Here is a 19,498-nt window from a genome sequence, read left to right on the forward strand (position 1 = left end):
AAATAAAAATACATGAAAGAAACCAAACATATATCAAGATCAAGAGCGCAGGAATCATCTGCAGCAATAGAAAAAATGTACATCACAATGCGCCATTTATTCAACCGTGGTTTTTATAAACCTATGGGAGTTTCTGGCGATAGTTTAAGAGAATCATTATTAGCATTACGTCCTGAAATCTACGGAAATATAGCCGAAGAAAAAGTAGAACTAAACGGACTTTTGTACGTTATAGAGCGTCTTCCGATAGGAATTGAACAATGCCGATTTATCAATTTAACTTCGGACGAAGGATATTCTAAATCACATTTTAAAGCGATTGTTCCTCCAAAAAGAAGAAGAAACTGTTACAGAATAGACGAGGAGCAGATGAATGTCGAAATTACTCGCGGCCGTTCTGATATTTATGATATTCTTACGCATTTGACTTTTATTTTCATCGAATCTCATAAAATAAAAAACAGAGTTTTAGTAGACGATGGAGGAGAAGTTTCTCGCGACTGGATGAAATTAGAGCAGGCAGTGATGCAGACAAAAAAACTGCCACAGATAGAAAAAGAAAAAGCAATATCGCATGTTGCCAATATCTTAGCAAGAACTTTTGAAGAAGTTCTGGACATTTATGATGCTTTTGGTTCTGAAAATGAACCGGATCGTTTCTTAAATGTTATTTACTGGTTAGGAAAACTGGCCATAGAAGAAGTAGTAGATAATAATAAACGTACTATAACTTTTAGTCCGGTTTTAAGAGAACGTTTAGGACACCACATTCATGGAGAGATTTGGGCAACCAACATCAAAGAAGTTTTAAAAGAAAATAATCTTTTAAAACGCCCTATTCACGTAATAAGTGCAAACATGCACAGTGTAATGAATTCTATTTTTGCTACACCATTACTAAAACCAAAATTCAAAGACAAGACAGATTTCTTTATTTATGAAGAGCTGAGCAAATCTGGAGCAAAAGACACGAGAAATATTGTTGAAGAATTGGCTTTAAAAAACGGAATGATTTCACTTCCAGATACATCTGGAACTAATATTGATGTTCAGATTTTTGATACGGCGAAAATTGACTGGTCTAAAACAGCTTTTTCATACGGGAATATAGACGAAGAAAAACCCGTTATCATTGTAATGGATTATGCGTTTGGCGAGCAGGCTTACGAAACCATCGACGAACTTTTAAAACCCTATAAAAAAGAGACTTTACTAAATGTAAGATCGGTTTCTATAATGGGGAAAGCGGGAATTCTGGAAGGCGGAAAAGGAGATATCATGATTCCGACCGCACACATTAATGAAGGAACGGCAGATAATTATTTCTTCGAAAATGAATTAACAGGCGCCATGTTTGAAGGAAATGACATCGCTGTTTTTGAAGGTGCAATGGTAACCGTTTTAGGAACATCACTTCAAAATAGAGATTTATTAAAATTCTTTCACGAGTCGACTTGGGGTGTAATCGGACTAGAAATGGAAGGTTCTTATTATCAAAAAGCAATACAATCTGCCTCAAAAATCAGAAAAAGTGTGCCTCATGATGTTAAGGTTCGTTATGCCTATTATGCATCGGATAATCCTCTGGAAACCGGAAGTACATTGGCTTCGGGCGGATTGGGAACTACGGGTGTAAAACCAACTTATTTGATTACCATTAAAATTTTAGAACAAATTTTTAACGTAAAATAACCTTTAAAAATGAGTACAAATTTACCCCAAAATCATGAAAATCAGGAAATTGATATTTTTCAGCTTTCAAAAAGCATCGGAAGCTTTTTTGATAGAGTAAGTTTCTCGATTTTTAAAGCGATCCAGTTTTTTATCAGAAATTGGATTATAGTTCTTGTTCTGGTTATTCTGGGATTTGGATTGGGCTGGTATTTAGATTCAAACAAAAAAACGTTTAAAAATCAGATTATAGTAACACCAAATTTTGGAAGCGTAGATTATTTGTACACAAAAATTGATTTAATTCAGGCAAAAATTGCTTCTGGAGATACTGTTTTCTTAAAAAACACTATTGGTATTTCCCGTCCAGAAGCCCTGAAAAAAATCGAAATTAAACCCCTTGCCGACGTTTATAAGTTTATTCAGGACAGAGAACAAAATCTGGAACTGATAAAAATAATGGCTGAGGTTGGAGATGTCAAAAAAATTTTAGAAGACAATGTTACCAGCAAAAATTATACGTTTCATACTATAAATTTTGTTTCTAATACAGAAACAGACGAAAAGGACATTGAGAAACCGTTATTAAAATATTTGAATAATTCTGCTTATTTCGCAGAAGTTCAGAAAGCAGAATTTGAAAACCTGCAGAAACAGATTACTCAAAACGATACTATAATTTCGCAGATTAATACTGTTTTGAATGGTTTTTCTAATACTGTAAAAAATACAGCCAAGAATGATAAACTCGTGTATTATAACGAAAACACACAGCTAAACGATATTATTAAAACAAAACAAAATTTAATAATCGACCAGGGAAAAAACAGATTAAAATTGATTAGTTATGACAAAACGATAAAAGATATAAATGCTGCACTTAACATCAATGATACTAAATTCACCAACGGTATTTTTAAATTTGTAATTCCTTTTATTTTTATTTTTATTTTCGTTTGTATCAGCTTATTTCAAGGCTTTTATAGAAAACAGCTTTTAAAAACGCAGACAAGATAAAGTTTAAAAAACACATTTTTATTCTTTCACCCATCATAAAACTCAATTGAAAACAAATAACATATTTGAGAAAATCTCTAGAAATCCATTTTTAAAGCAAAGTCTCAGCACTTTGTTTTTAAGGGTTTTTGGAGTTCTTTTGTTATTTGGCTTTACTATTTTTTTAACCAAATCGTACAGTCCGAAATTAGTAGGACAGTATGATTTTGCACGCTCTTTTCTGCTGGCGGTAAGCAGTATCTGCATGCTGGGTTTTGATCAGTCAATATTATATTTTAAAGGACGATTAGCAAGTCTCAATGCTCTCGATGAACTCAAAAATATTTATATCAAAATGGCTGTTATGGTTTTTGCCGCTTCTATAACCGCTTTATTAATAGTTTTAATTATCGATAAAAAATTAATAAACAGCTATTTTTCAGATCAGGAAGTATATTCCATATTTTTAAAAGGAGCCGCAGCGTTGTTTTTTTACGGAATATCAACAATAAATACAGAAGTTTTTAGAGCTCTGGATAAATTGTATGTAGCTGAATTATTTCGAAATATAATAAAATATGTTCCTTTGATTGTTGGCTCTGTAGTTCTGTTTTATTGGCATCAGGAAAATTATTTGGTAGATGTTTTTTTGAGCGGTTATGTTTTCCTGTCTTTAATAAGCTCTTTATTGGTTTACAAATATTTTAAAAACACGGCTGAAAACACAGTTATAGAAAAAATTTCGCATAAAGAAGTATTTCTAAAATCTTATCCAATTGCGATCAGCGGTATGGCAATGTTTTTACTAATGTGTTTTGATATTATGTTTTTAAAGAAATACCGAAACGACGAGACAGTAGCTTTTTATTCGGTTGGAGTTAAAATAATGACCATTGTTACGGTAATCGTTTTGACAATAAACATCACGGTTTCGACCAAAATAGCAGAGTCTTTTTTTAATTCAAAAATCGCCGATTTGCAAAAAGTAGTTCGAAACAGCGTTCGGTTAATCTTCGGAATTACATTTCCGGTGATCGTTTTATTGTGTATTTTTTCAGAATATGTACTGGCTTCTTTTGGGAGTCAATATATTGCGGCCAAAGATGCTTTCTTGATTTTGATCATCGGTCAGGGAATTTGTTCTGCATTTGGTTCTGTTCCTGTTTATCTAAATATGACTGGGAGACAGCATATATTTCAGGTGATTTTAGTTTTGGCAGTCATTCTTAATTTTGTTTTAAATCGATTTTTAATTCCGGTTTATGGTATGACCGGCGCAGCGATTGCTTTTGTTTCAAGTACCTTTTTCTGGAATTTTGTCTCAGCGGTAATCGTTTTCAAAAAAGATAAAGTAAAAGTTTTTTTGCATTAAGCAATTCAAAATAATATGCAATACCTGATAAAAAAAAATACAGCAGCATTTTTACTGATTGCGGCCGCCAATTTGGTCGTTGCATTTGCGGCGTATTTTGTTTTACCGCCAAAGTTTTTTTATGATGCTGCGATTATTGTTTATGATAACGGAAACGAAATTGGTTTTTTTGGAAGTTATCCCGTAACGATCTTATTATATAAAATTTCGGGACTTCGTTATTTACCTTATCCCGTAATTGCATTGATCCAATTTCCTATTCTCTTATTTATTTTATACAAAATAGGAGTTCCTGATAATTTCGAAAAAATAAATGTCAAGAACATTTTGGTGTATTTAGGAATCGTAATGATTGCTATTTTTACTTCTATGCCATCAAAAGAATTCATTACTTTCTTGTACGTTTCTCCAATTGTTTTTATGTGTTTAAACAACCAGATTTCGTTAAAAAAAACAATATTATACACTGTACTCCTATTACTAGTTTTTGGAGTGTTTTATCGCCCTTATTACGCCTTGATTCCCATTATCGGAGGTGGTATGTATTTGATTAGTCTGGTAAGTTTTAAAAACAAAACCATAAAGACCATTTTTTACGGACTGTTAATTGCTGTTTTTTTGTCTTTCAGCCACGGAATTCTAAAAGGAAAATATCTTTCAGAAATCAGCAGAGAATTGGTAAACAGCGATAGAATGGGTTCTTCAGATGCAAATTCTATCATAATTTCACCTGTAAAAACAGATACTTGGTACGGAGAAGCAGTTGGTATTTTTTATGGTTTTTTTACAGTAAATATTCCGGTAAATGGTTTAAAACATATTTTTTCTCCGCAGATTATAGTATTTATTATTTGGCAGCTTTTATTGTTTTATATCTTGATTGTTCGGTTTTCTAAATGTTTGAGAGAAAGAAAAAAATATCCAAAAGAACTTTTGATTTTATTAATAATCTTTTCGTTCTTTATCGTACAGGGCGTTTTTGAGCCCGATTTAGGTACCGCTGTCCGTCATAAAATAGGCATTTTTCCTTTAATTTATTTTGCATTGTACTATGAATCTTTCAGAAAAGAACTTCAATAAAATCTTCACTGTTTTCCTGTGTCTCATAGCGATCCTGATGATCTTCAGAAAGCCGTGTTCTATCCTCATTATTGTTTTTGGAGTCTTTAATTTAATATTCATTAGAAAATTAAAATTTACCAAAACAGCACTAATTTTAATGGTCTGTATCTCATCTCCAATTTTGCTGGAAATACTACTTTTCTGGAATAATGATTCGTATTTAAAAGGATTAAAAGCACTCGAAAAAAGTACCTCTTTAGTATTGTTCCCAATTTTTATAATAGGAAATTATCAACGAATTGATTTTTTAAAAATAACTCAGATTTATTATAGTATAACAACAGTTGTAATGCTGTTTTTCCTGATTCGGTTTAACCTCATTTATCCCGAATTAATCAGCAAATACGCTGGCGGAATTGACTTGTTTGAAATAGGCTATAAATTTTCAGACAGTGTTGGCATGCATGCTCCTGCACTTAATATGCATTTGGCTTTTGTATCTGTGTGTGCGCTTTATTTTGTTTTTTATAGTTTTATGAAGAATGAAAAACCAATTCTTAAAATGCTTCGGTTTGTTGTATTTCTGCTTTCCTTCTTTTTCGTGCTTTTTGTCAATACAAGAATAGCTTTAATAGGCGCTTTTATCGGTTTTATAGTAGTTCTTTATTTTGCTGTAGAAAGTAAATTTAATATTAAGCAAATAGCAATTACATCTGTAACTATTTTGGTTTTAATGGGAGGAATTTTGTTTTTATTCGTTCAGAAAAACCCTTATATGAAAGAGAAATACTCCACAGTAACTTTTGCTTACATGGATAAAGTTGGAAAACTGGATGAAATTGATCATCCCGAAATAAAAGTCTTCAATTCGTTAGTAACCAGAGTTTCCATCTGGAAATCGGCTTGGGAATTGTCTCTAAAAAATCTTCCGTTTGGAGTTGGAGCTTCTAACGGGAAACCAGCATTAAACAAATATTATGCAGCAACCAATCAGCATTTTTTAGCCAAATATGAATTTCCGACGCACAATCAGTTTCTTGATTTTTTATTAAAGTTTGGAATTTTAGGGCCTATTGTCGCTCTTCTTTATATGTTTACAATTGCGTATTTGGGTTATGATTTAAAAAACGGAATAATACTTTCGTTTTTTATAATCTTTTTCATTTCAAATCTGACAGATGATTTTCTGCTTCGTTTTGACGGAATAGCTTTTAGCGGTTTTTGGTCCTCTGTCTTTGCCGGCTTCTGGCTGCAGCAAAAAGCTATTCTTTATAAAGATCAAGGAGCTGGTTAAAACTTTTATTTTTATCGAATAATTCCTGAGTTCTTCTAAAAGCATTTTGACCCAAAGAAATTCTCGTTTGATGATCCTTTAAGATTTCAAAATAAGAATTTAATTCTTCTATTTTATCAAATAAATAGCCAGTCTGATTTTGCAGCACGAGATCTTTATTTCCTATAATGTTGGTTGCAACAACTGGTTTTTCTAAAACCATAGCTTCTAAAACGGCAATTGGCAAACCTTCCCAAAGTGAGGTTTGCAGGTAGATATCAATGGCGTTTAATTCTTCAAAAACCTTTTTTTTATCTAAAATCCAGCCGGTTATTTTTATGTTTGGAGCAGTAATTAGTGCATTTAATTCGCCGTTTCCGATCCAGACAAAGTCGAATTCCGGAAAACGTAAAGCAATATCATTAAAGAGCTTAGGATTTCGTGCAGCTGTAATTCGACCCAGAATTCCGACAGTTAATTTTGAATTATGATGAGGTAAAAAGTACTGGCGGATCTCTGAGATATCAACTCCGTTTCGGACTAATTTTGAAGGCCCTATTTTTTTAGCGATTTCAAATTCGGTATCGCCGCAAGCAATTATTGTTCCGCCAAAAATCTGCTGAAAACGATTCTCAATTATAGAATATAATCTGCGTGAATTTTTAGAAATATCGGTTCTCAAAAAAGCATAACCGTGCGGTGTATAAAAAAGCTTCTTTTTTTTGAATAAAAAAAAACAAGCAATTCTGCCCAATACTCCGGCTTTTGAGGAATGAAGATGAACGATATCCGGATTGATTTTTTTAAGTTCTTGAATTAGCTTAATTGTAGATTTTAAGTCTTTTAACGGCGAAATTTCCCGAACCATACTTAAATGTATCAATCTGACTCCTGTAGAAAACTCAGCATTTACTTTTTCAGGACTAACACCATTTCTATGTCCGCTGTAAAGGATAGTGGTTTCTACAGCATTGCTTATTTCTTTGTCTCCAAAGAAAGTCGACAAATCTTTAAAGTAAGTATACACACCACCTTCTAGCGCTTCAACAACATGTACAACTTTCAAAACAAATTAATTTAGTTGCGTAAAAATAGGATAAACCAATCGATAATGAATCAAAAATTAATCTAACATTTTAGTAAAAATATTACATAATTTAAAAGTCTAATATTTTATTACATTTGTGCTTATTTACAGATATTACCAAAAATAAAGGTTCAACATAATAATTATGAAAAGAGTACTCATTACCGGAGCAGCAGGTTTTTTAGGATCACATTTATGCGATCGGTTTATCAAAGAAGGATATTATGTTATCGGAATGGATAATTTGATAACAGGAGATCTTAAAAACATTGAACATTTATTCAAATTGGAGCATTTTGAATTTTACCATCACGATATCACGAAGTTTGTTCATATTCCGGGCGATTTAGATTATATTTTACATTTTGCATCTCCGGCAAGTCCTATAGATTATTTAAAAATTCCGATTCAGACTTTAAAAGTAGGATCACTAGGAACACATAATTTATTAGGTTTGGCAAGAGTCAAAAAAGCCAGAATTTTGATTGCTTCGACTTCAGAAGTTTATGGAGATCCTTTGGTACATCCTCAGACAGAAGAATATTACGGAAACGTAAATACAATTGGACCGAGAGGCGTTTATGACGAAGCCAAACGTTTTCAGGAATCTATTACAATGGCTTATCATACTTTTCATGGTGTAGAAACCAGGATTGTGCGTATTTTTAATACTTACGGACCAAGAATGCGATTAAATGACGGTCGTGTTATTCCGGCATTTATCGGACAGGCACTTCGCGGTGAGGATTTAACTATTTTTGGTGACGGCATGCAGACGCGTTCTTTCTGTTATGTTGACGATCAGGTAGAAGGAATTTTTAGATTATTGCATTCTGATTATGTATATCCGGTAAATATTGGAAATCCTGATGAAATTACGATCAAAGATTTTGCTGAAGAAATTATAAAACTCACAGGAACAAATCAAAAAGTGGTTTATCATCCGCTGCCAATTAACGATCCTTTACAGCGCCAGCCCGACACTACAAAAGCAAAACAATTACTAGGCTGGGAAGCAAAAGTAAGCCGTTCGGAGGGAATGAAGATTACATACGATTATTTTAGATCACTTTCTAAAGAAGAACTTTCTAAAGAAGAGCATAAAGACTTTTCAAATTATATAAAATAAAAGTTTACAGAGAAAATTCATAGTATAAACTAAGGTATGAAAGTGTTTCAGAAAGGAAGATACTCAAAGTATATCAGGCCGATTAGTATTGTAATCGATTTGATTCTCATTGCTGCTGTAAGCTTTTTTGTTTTTAAGACACAGGTTTCTAATATCTTATTTTACATATTATACCAATTTACAGGATGGGGTTTAATCGCATTTTCTATAAAGTTTTACGATATATACAGGTTTACAACGCCTTTAGAAATCGTTTCAAAAATATTTAGACAGGCAATTCTTTTTCTGTTAGTGGCAATTTCTTTTTTTCCGTTTTCAAAACAGGCTTTATTTAGCGAATCTGATATTGCAATTTTTATATTTTTAATAGTATTATTGGTAACGAGTTTTAAATTTTCGCTGTTTTTTTATTTAAAAGAATATAGAATTTTAACAGGTAGTAATTACAGAACGGCCGTTATTATTGGTTATACGCCAGAAGCAATTCGGCTGAAAGATTTTTTTGAAACCAGAAAAAATTACGGATATCGATTTCTGGGATTTTTTTCTGATAAAAAAGTAAATCAAGCGATTACAGGAAAATTATCTACTTTAAAACCTTTTGTAATTGATAATCTGGTCGATGAAATCTATTGTTCTTTAAACGAAGTTTCTAATAGTTACCTAAAAGATTTAATTGATTTTGCAGACGAGAATAATAAAACCATAAAATTTATTCCAGACACCAAAGAGATTTTTTCAAAGAATTTAAAAATAGATTATTACGAGTTTTTTCCGGTATTATCCTTAAAAAAGACCATGCTGAATGAACCGGCAATAAAACTTCTTAAGCGTTCTTTTGATGTTTTTTTTGCTGTTTTTGTAATAGTTTTTCTATTATCCTGGTTGTATCCGCTGCTGGCGATTTTAATAAAATTAGAATCTAAAGGACCTGTTTTTTTTAAACAGGGAAGACCTGGAATTGACGAAAATGAATTTGTCTGTTATAAATTTCGTTCTATGAAAATGAACATGACAACCGAGAAAGAAGCGTCTAAAAACGATCCGAGGGTAACAGCAATTGGCAGGTTTATGAGAAAAACCAGCATAGATGAGCTGCCTCAATTTTATAATGTTTTATTAGGCGATATGTCTGTTGTTGGTCCAAGACCGCATCTTTGGTCGCAGAATAAAGAATATGGAAACAGGGTTAAGAAATATATGATAAGACATTGTGTTAAGCCCGGAATTACAGGATTGGCACAAGTAAGCGGATTTAGGGGCGAAATTACAATGGAAAGAGACATGATCAATCGAATCAAATTTGATGTTTTTTATATCGAAAACTGGTCGCTTTTTCTGGATTTTAAAATAATTTCCCAAACAATAATCAATATTTTTAAAGGCGATAAAAAAGCATATTAATGAACGAATTAGTTTCTATTATAATACCAGCCTATAATACTGAAAAGTTCATTAGAGCAACCCTTGTTTCAGTTCAAAATCAAACTTATAACAACTGGGAAATGATTTTGGCTGATGATGCTTCAACAGATCAAACGGTTTCTATAATTGAGGAATTTGCCCAAAAGGACTCCAGAATAAAACTCTTTAAACTAGAAAAAAACTCCGGAAATGGAGTAGCAAGAAATACTGCTTTAGAAAAAGCTTCGGGAAAATATATTGCCTATCTTGATGCTGATGATGTATGGTTTCCTGAGAAATTAGAAAAACAAATACAATTTTTAAAAACAAATAATTTAAGATTCACTTTTAGCTTTTATGATTGTATTGATGAAGAAGGAAATGAATTAAAAAAAAGGGTAGAAGCCCCATTAAAGCTAACGTACAAACAATTATTTTTCTGTAATTACGTAGGAAACTTAACTGCGATTTACGATGCAGATTTTTTCGGAAAAATCGCTTTACCAGATTCCCAAAAAAGGCAGGACTGGCGATTGTGGCTGACAATTTTAAAACAAATTAGAGAAACGAAACCTGTGCCGGAACCTCTTGCTTTTTACAGAATAAGAAAAGATTCTATATCGTCTTCAAAATTCAAATTAATTAAACACAATTTTGGTGTTTACAGAGAATTTCACAAATTTAATTTTGTGTTTTCTGTTTTATTGATGATGAGGTTTTTGTTTACACAGCTGATTATAAAACCTCGTTATATAAAGAAGATTTAAAATTCAGCTTGATGCCGAAAATTTAGACTTCAAGTTTCAAGGTCACAATTTGTGACCTTGAAGAATTAAAGAACTATTTTTTATAACCAATTTTTATCCTTTCAGACTCATTTTCTTTCTTCTCAGTCAATTCATCCAAATAAGAAAATACTAATTCAATGTTTTTATCGTGATTCTCTAACTTCTTCTGTATGTGAAGTATATCCACTTTAATTTCAGTCGTATCTAAAAGCATTTGTCTCACTTTCGTGAAAATTCGCATAATTTGAATATTGGTTTGAATTGCTTTATCGCTTTTTAAAATGCTTGAAAGCATTAGAACTCCGTGTTCTGTAAATGCCATAGGTGCATGCCGCAAACCCATCTTTTCAGAATTGGAGGTCGCAAATTGCGACCTCCAATTTTCAAATTCTATTTTGGTAAGTTCGAACATAAAATCTTCAGGAAAACGATTTATATTTCTTTTTACTTGTTCTTTTAATCGTTTTGTTTCTATTCCGTAAAGTAATGCCAGACCCCTGTCTAACAACACTTTTTGATTGCGGATGTACTATATTTTATTAGAAATTGTTTCCTCAGAAAGAAAAGATTGATCGGTCATAAGTTTTTAGTCAAAAAAGCAAACGTAAGATTTTATCTATAAATAAGATTTAAACTGTTTCAATTTGCCGCTTTTTGCTCGTTCCAGTTTTTCTCTTCGAATGAAAATGTATTTTAAATTAGGTTCCAGATAGTTAGAAAACTCTTTTTCTATATTTTTTATTTCAGAATTACTTAGTTCATTTTCACTTGTATATTCTATTTCAAAAACGTCTATTTTGGTTTGTTTTATTATAAATTCTTTTACATTTCCCTCGTCTCCAAATAGTTTTTTGGTAATAGAATAAAAAGTCATTCCGGGAGATTTTTTACCGCTTGGTAAAATGGCGACATCATTAGTTCTGCCGATTAGTTTTTTTAAGATAGGTTTTTTAGGAGTGCTTTTTTCGTCTAAAATTCCGTAATCGCCAACTTCATATCTAATAAAAGGATGTGCTTTATTGTGTAAACTCGTAATCACAATTTTGCCTTCTTTTCCGTAAGGGACCGGCTGGTTGTTTTCATCCAGGATTTCAACAAAAAGTGTTTCAGCATTTACGAGCCATTCTCCATCGGTATTTTCAAAAGCAATAATACCTATTTCTGATGATCCGTATTCATTAACTACAGGAACGCCCAATTGTCTTTCTATTAAGGTTCTGTCTTCTTCAAAAAGCATTTCGGACGTTACCACGCACACTTTTAATGAAGGGCAGATTTGAGCAAGGATTTTATTGTTTTTTTGTAAATATTTTGCCAGCAAAACAATATTGCTTGTATAGCCGTTTATATAATCAAATTTCTTTTTTTGAAATTGTGCTGTAATTTTTTCTAATCCTTTATCAGATAAATCAAAGATGTTAAAACGGTATCGACGGCTTAAAAAATCTTTGAAGCGTAATTTTTTGTTCTCTAAAAAACTTAGAGGCATTCCGTAAAACCGAGCTTGAAAAGAATGGTTAAAATCGATCTTGAACCATGAAAACCTACGGATATTATCTTCCCATGTTAAGGCATGAGCAAACTTGTCTTTTGCAAAAACCATGGGATCTCCGCTGGAACCAGAAGTTTTATTTGTGTAAATATTTTTTAGCGAATATCCCGTTGAAAGTCTTTCAATTAAAGGTTTTTGAAGATTTCTTTTACTCAAAATTGGTAAATCTGACCAATTTTCATAAGAGTCCAGATTAGATAATTCTTTATAAAAAGTATTATTTTTTAAATGAAAATTGACAATTTCTTTTTTTTTAAGCTCCACAAAATCATTATAATTTTCTTCTGGAACTGCAATTATTTTTTGCAGTTCAGCTTTGGCTTCCTTCATCGGAAAACCATTTAGATATAGAGCTAAGTCAAAAATTTTAAACATTTGAAAGAGTAAATTTCACCAAAAATAATATTTAGCAATTACTATTACAGATTAAAAGTTAACTTTTTAAGATTTAATTATTTTTTAAGTTCAAAAGCAATTATTTTTGCACCACAACTAAAATACAACAACACATGACAATTTTATTATTGGGATCAGGCGGAAGAGAGCACGCATTTGCATGGAAAATGATTCAGAGTCCACTATGCGAAAAACTTTTTGTTGCACCTGGAAATGCAGGAACAGCTTCAATCGCTGAAAACGTGGCAATAGCTCCAACTGATTTTGAAGCAGTAAAAGCACTTGTACTTAAAGAAAATATAAGCTTAGTAGTCGTTGGACCCGAAGATCCATTGGTAAAAGGTATTTACGATTATTTTAAAAATGACGAAAGTTTAAAACACATACCTGTTATTGGACCATCAAAATTAGGTGCTCAATTAGAAGGAAGTAAAGAATTTGCAAAAGAATTCTTGATGAAACACAACATTCCGACTGCAGCATACGACAGTTTTACGGCTGAAACAGTTGAACAAGGATGTTCGTTTCTTGAAACATTGCAGCCTCCTTACGTTTTAAAAGCAGATGGATTGGCGGCAGGAAAAGGAGTTTTGATTATTCAGGATCTTGAAGAAGCAAAAACAGAATTGAGAAATATGCTGGTTCATGAAAAATTTGGCGCAGCAAGTTCAAAAGTTGTGATCGAAGAATTTTTGGATGGAATCGAATTGAGCTGTTTCGTTTTAACAGACGGAAAAAGCTATAAAATCCTTCCAACAGCAAAAGATTATAAAAGAATTGGAGAAGGAGATACAGGATTAAACACAGGCGGAATGGGAGCGGTTTCTCCAGTTCCTTATGTTGATGCTGTTTTGATGGAGAAAATTGAAACCCGTATTGTAAAACCAACAATTGAAGGTTTCCAGAAAGACGGAATCGAATATAAAGGATTTGTATTTATTGGTTTGATTAATGTAAAAAATGAACCAATTGTTATTGAATACAATGTAAGAATGGGTGATCCTGAAACCGAAGTTGTGGTGCCAAGATTAAAATCTGATTTGGTTGAATTATTCTTGTCTGTTGCAGATCAAAAATTAGATTCTTTCGAATTGGAAATTGATCCTAGAAGTGCAACAACAATTATGGTGGTTTCTGGAGGATATCCTGAAGATTTTGAAAAAGGAAAAGTAATTACAGGTTTGGAAAACATTACGGATTCTATTGTGTTTCATGCCGGAACAAAATTAGAAGGCGGCGCTGTTTTAAGTAATGGAGGACGTGTGTTAACAATTACTTCTTACGGAGATGATTTCCAACAAGCCATAAAAAAATCTTACCAAAATATAGATAAACTAAATTTTGATAAGATGTATTTTAGAAAAGATATCGGCTTCGACTTACTTTAAAAAAGAGTGAGCAGTAGTATCTTGGTTTTCTGTTCCTGCATCATCAAAAATGCGTAATTGTTTAATCCAATAAACGATTGCACATGCACAAATAATCATAAAAATCCAGTTGATTGTATTTGCACCAAACCAAGTAATAAGTTCTAAATGACGTAATCCATCAAGTGGTTTAAATAAAAAATCAACAAAAAGTGATTGTATTCCTTCAAAAAAAGCTTTCATAATTTATAAAATTATATGTTATTTATTGTTTTGTAACCGTTGAAGTCAAAAATGAAAGAATAGAATCTTTTTTCAACTTGATGGTTTTCGTTTTAAACAAGTTATATTTACAATCACAAAAGTATAAAATATCCTTATGATAACAAGTGTTTTTAAAAAATCTACACCATTAAATTATTCATTGGTTGTAATTTTAATACTGGTTTTCTTTTTTCTGTCTCAATTTCAAGAAACTGCCTGGGAAGGTTCTAATTTTTTGCTGTTTCAAAAAGTGAGTTCATTGTGTTTTATTTTGGCTTCCTTTTTTATGATTAATTTTATTGTAAAAAAGAATGGTCTCAGTAAAGACAACGGCTACGCGATATTTTTCTACTTATTGTTTATAATGTTCTTCCCGAGCATTTTTAATAATCTGAATGTTATTTATGCCAATTTTTTCATTTTATTGGCACTTCGAAGATTGATTTCATTACAATCTCTAAAAGCTTCAAAAGAAAAAATATTCGATGCTTCTTTTTGGATTTTTGTAGCTTCTTTATTTCAATTCTGGTGCGTTCTCTTCTTGATTTTGGTTTTTATATCCATAATTTTCCACGTTTCGAGAGATTATAGAAATTGGATTCTGCCTTTTATAGCTCTTTTGGCAGTTGCAGTTGTTTTCTTAATGACATCGTTTATCTTTCATATAGATGCTGTAGAATTTTTCCAGAAGCGTGCAGTTGTAGATTTTAGAATTGATTATTTTAAGAATAATTACGAAAACGGCGCACTTTCTATTTACACCGCAGTAGCTTTATTTTTTGTGTTTTCAATGCTGACTACCTTATCAAACAGACCACAACTGGTACATGCTTCTTATAAAAAGATTGTAGCCTATTTTTTTATAGCTGTTTTTGTTTACGTGCTTTCTCCTGATAAAAGTAACGACATACTTTTTTTTAGTATTGCACCGTTAACCATTATGGCCGCAAGCCATGTGGAGTATATGCAGCAAAAACTAAATAACGAAATTGTTTTTTACGTCCTTATTTTGTGCAGTTTATTTACTTTTTTCAGCCAATTATAATTTACTTCCGTAAGCAAGATCGCCGGCGTCTCCAAGTCCCGGAATAATATATTTTTTATCGTTTAATTTTTCATCCAGTGACGCAACCCATAAATGACAATTTTCGGGCAGCGTCTTTTGTAGATATTCAATTCCCTCAGGAGCAGCGATAACAACCACAATATGAATAGCTGCCGGAACTGCATTTTCTATTAATTTTTCATGCACTGCTGCTATAGAATATCCTGTTGCAAGCATTGGGTCAAGAAGTAAAACCGTTTTATTATTTAAGTTTGAAAGTGCCTGATATTCTACTAAAATTTCAAAATCATCATCATTATTTGGATGATATCTGCAAGCCGAAACAAAACTGTTTTCTGCCTGATCAAAATAGTTTAAAAAACCATTATGAAGCGGTAATCCAGCTCGTAAAATAGAACAGAGTACGAGATCATTTTCTATTTCGGTAGTATGTTTAATGCCAAGAGGAGTTTGAATTTCGACATTTTTATACGTCAGATCTTTGCTTAATTCATACGCCATAATTTCACCAATCCGCTCGATATTTCTTCTAAAACGCATGCTGTCTTTCTGAATATTTACATTTCTGATCTGTCCAAGAAAATGGTTTAGGACACTGTTGCTTTCTGATATATAATGAATTTGCATAATGAATTGTTATGAATTTTTTAGTCAATTTTATTAATAACGAAAAAAATAAGGATTTTTTCGGACTACTAAAGTATAAAAAGTATCTTTGTCTATATAAAAATTAAAGACATGTTTTCAAAATTAGCATATTCGGTTTTCGAACAAAGCATAAATGATTATCATCAATTTGATAATGTAGATCAGCCTATAAGTAATCCTTATCCAAAAGATAAATTTGAACATTTATTATATCTAAAAAACTGGATAGATACCGTTCAGTGGCACTTTGAAGATATTATTCGTGATCCGCAGATTGATCCTGTTGCAGCTTTGACTTTAAAAAGAAGAATTGATGCTTCAAACCAGGAACGTACAGATATGGTTGAATATATAGACAGCTATTTTTTGCAAAAATACAGTAATGTACAAGCAAAAGACGGTGCAAAAATCAACTCAGAAAGTCCTGCCTGGGCATTTGACAGATTGTCTATTTTAGCTCTAAAAATTTATCACATGCAGGAAGAAGCCAATCGTGCAGAGGCATCACAAGAGCATAGAGATAAATGTCAGGAAAAACTAAATATTCTTTTAGAGCAGAGAAGTGATTTATCTACAGCAATTGATGATTTATTAGCTGACATCGAGAATGGAGAAAAATTCATGAAAGTGTACAAACAAATGAAAATGTACAATGACGATGATTTGAACCCGGTTTTATATCAGAATAAAAAATAGTTTGGCAGTAAAGTTGTCCAAAACTATTCAACATATAGCCGTCATGAGACTTTCCGCAATGGGAGATGTTGCCATGACGGTTCCTGTTTTACGTTCTTTTGTAAAACAATATCCCACAGTAAAAATTACGGTAATTTCTCGTCCGTTTTTTAAGCCGTTTTTTGATGGAATTCCAAATCTTGATTTTTTTGCTTTTGATGAAAAAAAACGCCACAAAGGTTTTCTTGGACTTTTGCGATTGTTTAGAGATGTTAAAAAATTAAAGATAGATGGTTTTGCAGATCTGCATAACGTTTTAAGATCTAAAGTGGTGAGTTTATTATTCGCTTTAAGCGGAAAAAAAACAGCAACTGTTGACAAAGGCCGTGAAGGTAAAAAAGAATTAACACGAGCCGAAAATAAAATTTTAAAACCGCTGCCTACAATGTTCGCCAGACATGCAAAAGTGTTTGAAGAACTTGGTTTTCGACTTAATTTATCCAATCCTGAATTTCCTAAAAAAGCAGTTCTGGGTGCAGAAATTACAGATTTGATAGGAGAAAATTATCAAAAACTAATAGGAATAGCGCCATTTGCACAATACGATTCTAAGGTTTATCCCATAGATTTAATGCAGGAAGTAATTGAAAAACTGGCAGATAATAAAGATCATACCATTGTACTTTTTGGAGGAGGAGCAAAAGAAATCGAGATTTTAGAATCACTTTCTAAACCCTTTAAAAATGTAATAAATGCAGCCGGAAAAATAAAATTTCAGCAGGAATTAAAGCTGATCAGTAATCTGAATGTAATGCTTTCTATGGATTCTGGAAATGCACATATTGCAGCAATGCTGGGCGTAAAAGTAATTACACTTTGGGGCGCAACACATCCTTATGCAGGATTTTCTCCTTTTAATCAAAGTCTGGAAAATGCTTTAATTTCAGACCGAAATCAATATCCACTGCTGCCGACCTCTGTTTATGGAAATAAAATAGTTGAAGGTTATGAAGATGCAATGAGGACTATTTCTCCTAAAAAAGTAGTGAAGAGTATTGAGAAATTATTGTAAAATTCAATAATGTTAATAAAACAAGGGCAAGATTTAATTAAAAATCCTGCCCCTTGTATTAAAACTTATAATTGATTAATTATGGTAATGCATAAAATTCAACCCCTTCTGATATATAATTTCTAGGTATCTGATTTGATTTGGTGTAATAATGATCACTATCTTTTCCACTATAATACATGTATATTTGAACAGCACCATTTAAACTTAATGTGGCATTTGGATATGCATAAAATGCGATACCTTCTGAAACATAATTTATTGGTATCTGACTAGATCTAGAATAATAATGATCGCTATCTTTTCCGCTATAATACATATATATTGGAACTGTATTTACTGCTGGATAATTAAATGCTTTAAAAAACACTCCTTCTGAAATATAATTATTAGGAATAGTGTTATTTTGATTATAGTAATGATCACTATCTCTACCACTATAAAAGCAATAAATATCTACTGGTATATCTTGTATTTTTACAGTATTATTGATTATGTATTGATCTACATATTGTTTAATTTGTGATTTTTTTACTGGATCATTAATAAGATCATATATGTAAATTAATCCATTAGGTGCAATATCCATCAATACAGAATTTGAAACATCAACACTATTTTGCCAATCTGAAATATTCAAGGTTTGAACTGGAGATTTTTCCAAATTGATTGTTCCAATTAATGATTTTGAAGGGTTTCCACCTCGTGTGTTATAGAATATTTTTCTATTATAGTTTTGAGATGCATAAGAAGTATTTACATCGTTATTTACATCCATACTAAAAACATTTTCAACACTTGATTTAACACCAGCTCTTGCCGCAAGTGCTCTATCGAGGTTTTTTGTTTCAGATTGATAAAGAACATTTAATTTTGCACCAGTATAAATATCTGTTAAAATATGTGTTCCATAATCTTGCACGATTTGTTGCGGTGTTTTAGAATTTAAATCAGCTATAAACTCAGGAGTAAGATAATTTTTAAGCAAGTCTATTGTACTGTTAAATCTTAATCGTTTATATTTCACTTCTAAAGAATAGCTTCCGTAGATGTATTTTCCTTCAAATTTGTTTGTGTCAGTTGTGTTTTGTGTAAATGCAGATGAAAGAGTTTTGCCATAAACAACTTGTGAAGAAGTACTTTCTGTTTTTTGTGAAAGGACTTTAGAATATGTTAGAGCATTTTCACCGTAAACTTCTTTATATTCACTAGAATATGTAAATTCCTCACTTAATCTTGAAGCTTGTTCTGCTTTAAATCTTGCTATGTCAATTACTTGAAAACCAGCAGAATTAGAATTTGCAAATTCTTTTGTAACATCATAACCATATCCTAATGCATCATAACCTCCGTCTCCAGGTCTTTGAGTTGATTTAGAACTTATTTGTTGTGTTTGAGCATTAATAATTTGCTCTTGATTTTCTTCATCAGAACATGAAGCAGTAAATAATAACATAAATGTTAGTGGTAAAACAAATAGTTTTTTTTTCATTTGTAAATAAGATTAAAATTTTAACAAATGTAAGAAAAAAACACAAAAGAAAGAAATAGCTTTCAAAATTAATAATAATAATAATAAAATTTTTATAAAAATTTAAGTATTAACATTTTAAACCGTTAATTTATCAAAGCCAGATTAAATTTTTGCAGCATTAATACATCCAAATTTTCTCCTC

18 protein-coding genes are annotated in these 19,498 nt (G+C 31.7%); 12 read left to right on the forward strand and 6 right to left on the reverse strand.

Going from position 1 to position 19,498, the window contains the following annotated elements; all coding sequences use genetic code 11:
- Positions 1-12 precede the first annotated feature (12 nt).
- From B0A68_RS15110 to B0A68_RS15130, 5 genes are all read left to right on the forward strand, one after another.
- Entirely contained in the window at positions 13-1,692 is a 1,680-nt protein-coding gene (locus B0A68_RS15110) for a DUF6909 family protein (RefSeq protein WP_035687085.1), read from the forward strand.
- Between the two features lie 9 nt (positions 1,693-1,701).
- Positions 1,702-2,688, forward strand: a complete 987-nt coding sequence (locus B0A68_RS15115) for a hypothetical protein (RefSeq protein WP_035687082.1) — start codon at positions 1,702-1,704, stop codon at positions 2,686-2,688.
- A 46-nt stretch (positions 2,689-2,734) separates the two neighbouring features.
- A complete protein-coding gene (locus B0A68_RS15120) occupies positions 2,735-4,039 on the forward strand; it encodes an MATE family efflux transporter (RefSeq protein WP_035687079.1) in 1,305 nt (434 codons plus the stop codon).
- Between the two features lie 15 nt (positions 4,040-4,054).
- Positions 4,055-5,119, forward strand: coding sequence for a hypothetical protein (locus B0A68_RS15125; protein WP_035687076.1), 1,065 nt, complete (start codon positions 4,055-4,057; stop codon positions 5,117-5,119).
- Positions 5,120-5,258: 139 nt separating this feature from the next.
- Entirely contained in the window at positions 5,259-6,395 is a 1,137-nt protein-coding gene (locus tag B0A68_RS15130) for an O-antigen ligase family protein (RefSeq protein WP_240475267.1), read from the forward strand.
- On the opposite strand, the gene B0A68_RS15135 is transcribed toward B0A68_RS15130, so the two are convergent.
- Positions 6,364-7,440: a glycosyltransferase gene (locus tag B0A68_RS15135; protein WP_035687071.1), complete on the reverse strand. Its 1,077-nt coding sequence runs from the start codon at positions 7,438-7,440 to the stop codon at positions 6,364-6,366. The two genes, B0A68_RS15130 and B0A68_RS15135, sit on opposite strands and share 32 nt — an antisense overlap.
- Positions 7,441-7,606: 166 nt before the next feature.
- On the opposite strand from B0A68_RS15135, the gene B0A68_RS15140 reads away from it, so the two are divergent.
- From B0A68_RS15140 to B0A68_RS15150, 3 genes are read left to right on the forward strand one after another with little or no spacing between them, the layout of a single operon-like run.
- Entirely contained in the window at positions 7,607-8,590 is a 984-nt protein-coding gene (locus B0A68_RS15140; RefSeq protein ID WP_035687069.1) for a UDP-glucuronic acid decarboxylase family protein, read from the forward strand.
- Positions 8,591-8,626: 36 nt separating this feature from the next.
- The gene (locus B0A68_RS15145; RefSeq protein ID WP_035687067.1) at positions 8,627-9,994 is read left to right on the forward strand and encodes an undecaprenyl-phosphate glucose phosphotransferase; all 1,368 of its coding nucleotides are present in this window, start codon (positions 8,627-8,629) and stop codon (positions 9,992-9,994) included.
- Entirely contained in the window at positions 9,994-10,761 is a 768-nt protein-coding gene (locus B0A68_RS15150; RefSeq protein WP_035687065.1) for a glycosyltransferase family 2 protein, read from the forward strand. The genes B0A68_RS15145 and B0A68_RS15150 overlap by 1 nt, the downstream gene beginning before the upstream one ends.
- Before the next feature lie 73 nt (positions 10,762-10,834).
- Here the strand turns inward: B0A68_RS15150 and B0A68_RS15155 are convergent, their stop codons facing one another.
- Positions 10,835-11,308 carry an ORF6N domain-containing protein gene (locus tag B0A68_RS15155; RefSeq protein WP_262486764.1) on the reverse strand — a complete coding sequence of 158 codons (474 nt, stop codon included), beginning with the start codon at positions 11,306-11,308 and terminating at the stop codon, positions 10,835-10,837.
- Between the two features lie 90 nt (positions 11,309-11,398).
- On the reverse strand, positions 11,399-12,709 hold the full coding sequence (locus tag B0A68_RS15160) for a phenylacetate--CoA ligase family protein (RefSeq protein WP_035687062.1): 1,311 nt from the start codon (positions 12,707-12,709) through the stop codon (positions 11,399-11,401).
- A gap of 134 nt (positions 12,710-12,843) precedes the next feature.
- Here B0A68_RS15160 and purD point away from each other — a divergent pair, with 134 nt between their 5' ends.
- Complete coding sequence (gene purD / locus B0A68_RS15165) at positions 12,844-14,118, forward strand: phosphoribosylamine--glycine ligase (protein ID WP_035687060.1); 1,275 nt, start codon at positions 12,844-12,846, stop codon at positions 14,116-14,118.
- Here the strand turns inward: purD and B0A68_RS15170 are convergent.
- Positions 14,110-14,340 carry a DUF6341 family protein gene (locus B0A68_RS15170; RefSeq protein WP_035687056.1) on the reverse strand — a complete coding sequence of 77 codons (231 nt, stop codon included), beginning with the start codon at positions 14,338-14,340 and terminating at the stop codon, positions 14,110-14,112. The two genes, purD and B0A68_RS15170, sit on opposite strands and share 9 nt — an antisense overlap.
- Before the next feature lie 136 nt (positions 14,341-14,476).
- Here B0A68_RS15170 and B0A68_RS15175 point away from each other — a divergent pair, with 136 nt between their 5' ends.
- On the forward strand, positions 14,477-15,406 hold the full coding sequence (locus B0A68_RS15175) for a DUF6427 family protein (protein ID WP_035687053.1): 930 nt from the start codon (positions 14,477-14,479) through the stop codon (positions 15,404-15,406).
- On the opposite strand, the gene upp is transcribed toward B0A68_RS15175, so the two are convergent.
- Entirely contained in the window at positions 15,401-16,054 is a 654-nt protein-coding gene (gene upp, locus B0A68_RS15180; protein WP_035687050.1) for a uracil phosphoribosyltransferase, read from the reverse strand. The two genes, B0A68_RS15175 and upp, sit on opposite strands and share 6 nt — an antisense overlap.
- Positions 16,055-16,165: 111 nt before the next feature.
- Here upp and B0A68_RS15185 point away from each other — a divergent pair, with 111 nt between their 5' ends.
- The gene (locus B0A68_RS15185) at positions 16,166-16,771 is read left to right on the forward strand and encodes a DUF4254 domain-containing protein (RefSeq protein ID WP_035687048.1); all 606 of its coding nucleotides are present in this window, start codon (positions 16,166-16,168) and stop codon (positions 16,769-16,771) included.
- A gap of 43 nt (positions 16,772-16,814) precedes the next feature.
- Positions 16,815-17,822, forward strand: coding sequence for a glycosyltransferase family 9 protein (locus B0A68_RS15190; protein WP_035687046.1), 1,008 nt, complete (start codon positions 16,815-16,817; stop codon positions 17,820-17,822).
- A 79-nt stretch (positions 17,823-17,901) separates the two neighbouring features.
- On the opposite strand, the gene B0A68_RS15195 is transcribed toward B0A68_RS15190, so the two are convergent.
- Positions 17,902-19,314 (reverse strand): MAC/perforin domain-containing protein, encoded by a 1,413-nt coding sequence (locus B0A68_RS15195; protein ID WP_084679090.1) that lies wholly within the window; start codon positions 19,312-19,314, stop codon positions 17,902-17,904.
- Between the last annotated feature and the right edge of the window lie 184 nt (positions 19,315-19,498).

This window comes from Flavobacterium reichenbachii, assembly GCF_002217435.1.
Lineage (GTDB): Bacteria > Bacteroidota > Bacteroidia > Flavobacteriales > Flavobacteriaceae > Flavobacterium > Flavobacterium reichenbachii.